Annotated in this window: 4 protein-coding genes; all 4 read right to left on the bottom strand. The window is 69.3% G+C overall.

The window, feature by feature from the left end:
* Positions 1-262: 262 nt before the first annotated feature.
* The 4 genes from ABZ857_RS43490 to ABZ857_RS43475 all read right to left on the bottom strand — a co-directional run bounded on the left by ABZ857_RS43490 (position 263) and on the right by ABZ857_RS43475 (position 5,086).
* Positions 263-2,644 (bottom strand): ricin-type beta-trefoil lectin domain protein, encoded by a 2,382-nt coding sequence (locus ABZ857_RS43490; RefSeq protein ID WP_357056669.1) that lies wholly within the window; start codon positions 2,642-2,644, stop codon positions 263-265.
* 205 nt (positions 2,645-2,849) lie between these two features.
* Positions 2,850-3,020 carry an arabinofuranosidase catalytic domain-containing protein gene (locus ABZ857_RS43485; RefSeq protein WP_357056666.1) on the bottom strand — a complete coding sequence of 57 codons (171 nt, stop codon included), beginning with the start codon at positions 3,018-3,020 and terminating at the stop codon, positions 2,850-2,852.
* A complete protein-coding gene (locus tag ABZ857_RS43480) occupies positions 3,005-4,819 on the bottom strand; it encodes a family 43 glycosylhydrolase (RefSeq protein WP_357056663.1) in 1,815 nt (604 codons plus the stop codon). The genes ABZ857_RS43485 and ABZ857_RS43480 overlap by 16 nt, the downstream gene beginning before the upstream one ends.
* A 180-nt stretch (positions 4,820-4,999) precedes the next feature.
* Positions 5,000-5,086, bottom strand: coding sequence for a hypothetical protein (locus ABZ857_RS43475; RefSeq protein WP_357056536.1), 87 nt, complete (start codon positions 5,084-5,086; stop codon positions 5,000-5,002).
* Positions 5,087-5,092 lie beyond the last annotated feature (6 nt).

Genomic DNA, 5,092 nt, shown 5'->3' with positions numbered 1-5,092 from the left:
TCGCGTGGCCGGGGGGGGGCCCGTGCCCGGGGGGGGGTGGGCGAGGGGGGGCCCGGGGGGCGCTTGGGTCGCGCCCGCCCCGGCCGGCCCGGATCCCGGGCCGCGCGTTCCTGACTTCTGCGCCGGTTACGAGCGTCGGTCGTGGTCAGGAGGATCGGCAGGACTCGTGGCCCGGCCCACGGACCACCACCATGGTCCGCGGGCGTGGCGACAGGTCGTACCGGTGGGGTCAGAGGTCGCCGCCATGGGCGACCGTGTCATGTCAGTTGCGGCTCCACTGCTGGTTGGCTCCGCCGTTGCAGGCCCACAGGACGATCTTCCTGCCGTTGGCGGTGCCGGCGCTGTAGGCGTCCAGACACAGCCCGGACTGGACGCCGGTGACGGTGCCGTCGGCGTTGACGTTCCACTGCTGGTTCGCTCCGCCTCCGCAGTCCCAGATGACGACCTGGGTGCCGTTGCTCGTGCCCTGGCCGTAGGCGTCCAGGCACTTGTTGCCGTACACCTGGAGCTGCTTGCCGGAGGTGTAGCTCCACTGCTGGTTCGTCCCGCCGTTGCAGTCCCACAGCGCCACCTGCGTGCCGTTGGTCTGCGACTGGTTCGGCACGTCCACACATCGGCCACTGGCCAGGCCGCGCAGCACGGTGCCGTTGCCGGGGTTGCCGCCGCCCTGGCCCGGGGTGATGGACAGGTTGTCGAACTGTGCCGTCTCGGTCGTGGAGGTGCCCACGCCGACCTGGCCGGCGCCCCAGGTGCCGTCGGTGACCGAGGCCACCTGCGTCCCGTCGATGCTCGCGGTGATCGTGCCGCCGGAGAAGCCCAGGGCCAGGGTGTGCCAGCGGCCGGTGCCGAGTCCGGCGACGCTCCCGCTGCGGATCGTCGTCATCGCGTTGTCGACGTTGTTGCGGATGATCTGCCAGGCGCCGCCGTCGGTCACCCGCAGGTAGTAGGCGTTCAGTCCCTCGGGGCCGAAGGAGTGCTGGGCGCCCGCCCGGCCGATCAGCTCGGCGTAGCCGCTCTGCTCCAGCATCACGTCCGCGGAGACGGTGTAGTTGCTCCAGCTCAGGTCACCCAGCAGGGCGTACGGGCGGGAACCACCGGTCCACAGGATCGGCTGGCGCGGGGCCATCTGGCGCACGCACCGGCCGGACCGGCCGCCGCCGCAGCCCACGATCTCGAACGAACCCTGCATGTCCGAGAGGTACTTCGCCTCGCGGCCCACGGCGTAGGAGTCGAAGTCGTCGGAGTACGGCAGGGCCATCGTGCCCCGGGCCGGGCTGGTCGCGGTGCCCTTGCCCTGGCCGGTCGTGGTCGTTATCGAGTACACGTACCCCGGCTGGACCGTCAGCGAGAAGGCGCCGTTGGACGGGGTGACGTCGCCGGCGTGGACGAAGTAGTCGGCGGAGTTTCCCGAGTTGAGGTTGGTCGCCCACACGTGCACCTGCCCGGTGGACAGCCCGCCGGTCACGTTGACGTTGAGCGTCTGGGCGCTGGTGGCGTCCATCGTCTCGATGATCGTGCTGTAGTCGGAGCCGCTGGGCGACCTCAGCGACACGTAGCTGCCGTTGTTGCGGTTGCCGCCGATGTAGCCGCTGGAGGAGTCCAGGTACTTCCAGCCGGGGGCGGTGAACTGCGTGGTGTGGCCCATCACCCAGGCGCTCTTGCCGATGGCGTAGTAACCGGACCACGGCTGCGGCGCCACCGCCACGCCCATCGTGGCGAAGGGCAGGTTCGGAGTGATCGCGGCGATGACCGGCCAGTTGATGTAGGCGGTCATCTTCCCGTCGATGTAGTCCCGGTTGATGCCCCGGGCCATCGCCTTGGCCCCGTCGTTGTAGTCGTCGGAGCCGTTCTCACTGGCCCACAGCACCTTGCCGGAGTTGATCGCGGTGGTGGAGCTGGGACAGTTCGACTGCGGTCCGCGGTAGCCGCAGACGTAGTGCGACCCGAACACGTCGACCGCGTTGCGGAAGGCGGCGTTGTTCGCCGCGTCGTCGGCGACGCCGAAACCCCAGTCGTCGGAGGCGACGATCTTCACGTTGCCGAAGCCCCGGGAGTCGAGCGCCGTGTTGAGGTTGACGTACCAGTTGAGGTCGCGGCCCTTCTCGTTCCAGCCGCCCAGGTAGTCGATGGTCAGCCCGTGGCTGTTCTTGGCGCAGCCCAGCCAGTCGACCAGGTAGTTGATCGTGTCCTGGGACCAGAAGTTGCCGTTGCCGAGCCAACCGGGGGCGCCCCAGGCCAGGCCCACGAGCTTGATGTCGGGGTTGCGGGCCTTGGCCTGCTCCATCAGCCACCACTCGTAACCCCGGTTGCAGTCGAGGTCGCCGGAGGTGTGCCGGTGGCTCGGCTCGGCCCCGTCGGTGGAGTTGGTGTCACCGCCGATCTCGACCTTGAGGATCTGCATCGAGGCGCCGTACCCCGGCTTGAACAGGTAGTCGAGGATCCGGCTGCGCTGCGGCTCGGGGTAGTCGACCAGCAGGCGGCTGTTGCCTCCGCCGCCGCTGATCGCGCCGACACCGTCGAAGGTACGGCCGCCGGAACCACCGTTGATCGTGATTCCGACCGCCGCACGCGCCGGCGACACGGCGACCAGCGACATCGCGACTGACAGGAGCGCGACCATCACACTCATGGCGACGCGCGCCATGCTTTCTCTTCGCCGGCTCATGGGGGTCCTTTCGATGAGGTCGGGCGAAATCGACATGGCGGCAGACCGGCCGGGAGCGGGGGCCGTCAGGGGCGTCCGCGGCCGGGTGCCGGGGAATCGGGCATCGACGTCGCGTGACGTGCTGCCGCCGTGCTGGAGGCGCGCTGCCGCAGGCCCCCGAGCCCTGCGACAGCGCGCCCTCGTTTCACCGCCGGGTCAGCTGCGCCTGCTCCACGTTGTAGGACGCGAACAGCGCGCGGGTGGTGCTGTGCGCCGCCGCGCACGGCGTCCCGCCCGCGGCGTAGGTCTTCTCCTCGTGTTCACCGGATTCCTCCGATCGAGGGCGCGAGGCCGTCGTCTTCAGGCGGCGGTGCACGTGAGGGACGGCGTCGACGGGGTGCCGCCGGCGAGGAAGCCGAAGGTCGTGGAGGCGGACGGCTGGAGTGAGCCGTTGTAGGAGGCGTTGCTCACCGACACGGCCGAGCCGGTGGTGCTCAGCGTGCCGTTCCAGACCTGGCTGATGGTCTGGCCGTCGCTCAGGGTCCACCTGACGGTCCAGCCGTTGATCGGCGCGCTTCCGGCCGTCACCGTGACCTCGCCCTGGTAGCCGCCGGACCAGGTGTTGGTGGTGCGGTAGGTGGCGCTGCAGGCGCCGCCGTTCGGCGTGGGCGTGACCGTCGGCGTGGGCGTGACCGTCGGGCTGGGCGACGGCGACGGTGACGACGAAGCCGGGGGTGTAGGCGAGGGGGATGTCGGGGGTGTGGGCGAGGGCGAGGGTGATGTCGTGGGTCCGTCATTGCCGGTGAACTGCCACCAGTTCACGTTGAACAGGTAGCCGCTGCCTCCGGTGAACCTGAGGTACAGGTCGTGGGTGCCGGTGGCGCCGGTGACCGGGCAGGAGACGGTGGTCCAGGTCTGCCAGCCGCCGGTGCCGGGGACGTCGCAGGTGCCCATGAGTGTGCCGGTGACGCCGTCGCGGCGCAGTTCGATCTTTCCGCCGGCGGCGCCGGAGGCGACTCGCGCGGTGAAGGAGGTCGCCCCGGTGCCGAAGGCGACGCCCTTGACCTTGATGTAGTCGCCGTTGTCGATGAACCCGACGTTCATGCCGCCTCCGCCGTCGCTGGAGGGTTCGGTTTCGACGCCGGACTCCCAGGCGATGGTCTCGGCCTCCTGGCGGATGTAGGGGTTCAGCGTGCCGATCTGAGGTGCCCCGGTGGTGGTCATGGTGATGGTCGGGATGGTGCCGTCGGCGTTGTAGGTGAACTTCTCCACCGCGACCGAGCGGGTGTAACCGCCGCCGCCCGGCAGCGCGCCGTTGTGGTAGAAGAAGTACGATCCGCCCTGGTAGTCGATGACGCCGGGGTGGTTGGTGAAGCTGCCGCCCTGGGTGGGCATGATCGTGCCGCGGTAGGTCCACGGTCCGGTGGGGCTGGGGGCCGTGGAATAGGCGATGAACTCCGAGCAGCATTTGGCCGCGAAGACGATGTAGTAGAGGCCGCCGCGCTTGTAGACCCAGGGGCCTTCTTCGAACAGGGTGGGCCGGTTGGCGTCGCCGGTGCGGGTGCCGAACCCGGCGGTGGTGAGGGTGATCTTGGTGGGGCTTCCGGAGTAGGAGGTCATGTCGGCGTTGAGCTTGACGTACCACAGGTTGGGGTTGCCCCAGTAGAGGTAGGCCTGCCCGTTGTCGTCGATGAAGACGGTGGGGTCGATCTCGCCGTTTTCGACCAGCGGGTGTCCGAGGGCGTCTTTGAAGGGGCCGGTGGGGCTGTCGGAGACGGCCACGCCGATGGCCATCCTGCCGGTCGCCCGGTTGGTGGTGGGGACGTACCAGTAGAACTTGCCGTTGCGGTAGACGGTCTGGCCCGCCCAGGCGTCGGATTTGGCCCAGCTGAAGCTGGCGACGCTCAGCGGGGAGCCGTGGTCGGTCCAGTTCACCATGTCCGCCGACGACCAGACCCGCCAGTCCTTCATGGTGAAGTACGTCGAGCCGTCCTCGTCGTGTCCGGTGTAGAGGTAGACCCGGCCGTTGTAGACCAGCGGCGCCGGGTCGGCGGTGTAGACGGTCTGAATGATCGGGTTGTCCGCCCTGGCCGCACCGGCCGGGAGCAACGCCATGACGCACAGCAGGCCCACGACCCAGGCGAGGATTCGGGTGCGCGGGCGTCGCGGTCTCATGGGGTACGCGTGGATGGCTCGGTGTGGAGCCGTCCCCGGGACTTCCTGTGAATGCACTGCCTGCTCCTCGGGGGAGGGGGATTCGTGGCGGGGGATGACGCCCACCGGATGAGCGGGCGTCATGTGCGGCCTTCGCCGGGGCGATGGATCACCCCGGCGAAGGCGCGTGCCCGGACGGCGTCAGGCTCGGGTCCACTTCTGGTTGTTCTGGCCGTTGCAGGTCCAGATGATGACCTTGCTGCCGTTGGCGGTGCCGTTGTTGTACACATCCAG

This window comes from Microbispora sp. NPDC046933, assembly GCF_040644635.1.
Taxonomy (GTDB): Bacteria; Actinomycetota; Actinomycetes; order Streptosporangiales; family Streptosporangiaceae; genus Microbispora.
This window is presented reverse-complemented; position numbering and strand designations above follow the sequence as displayed.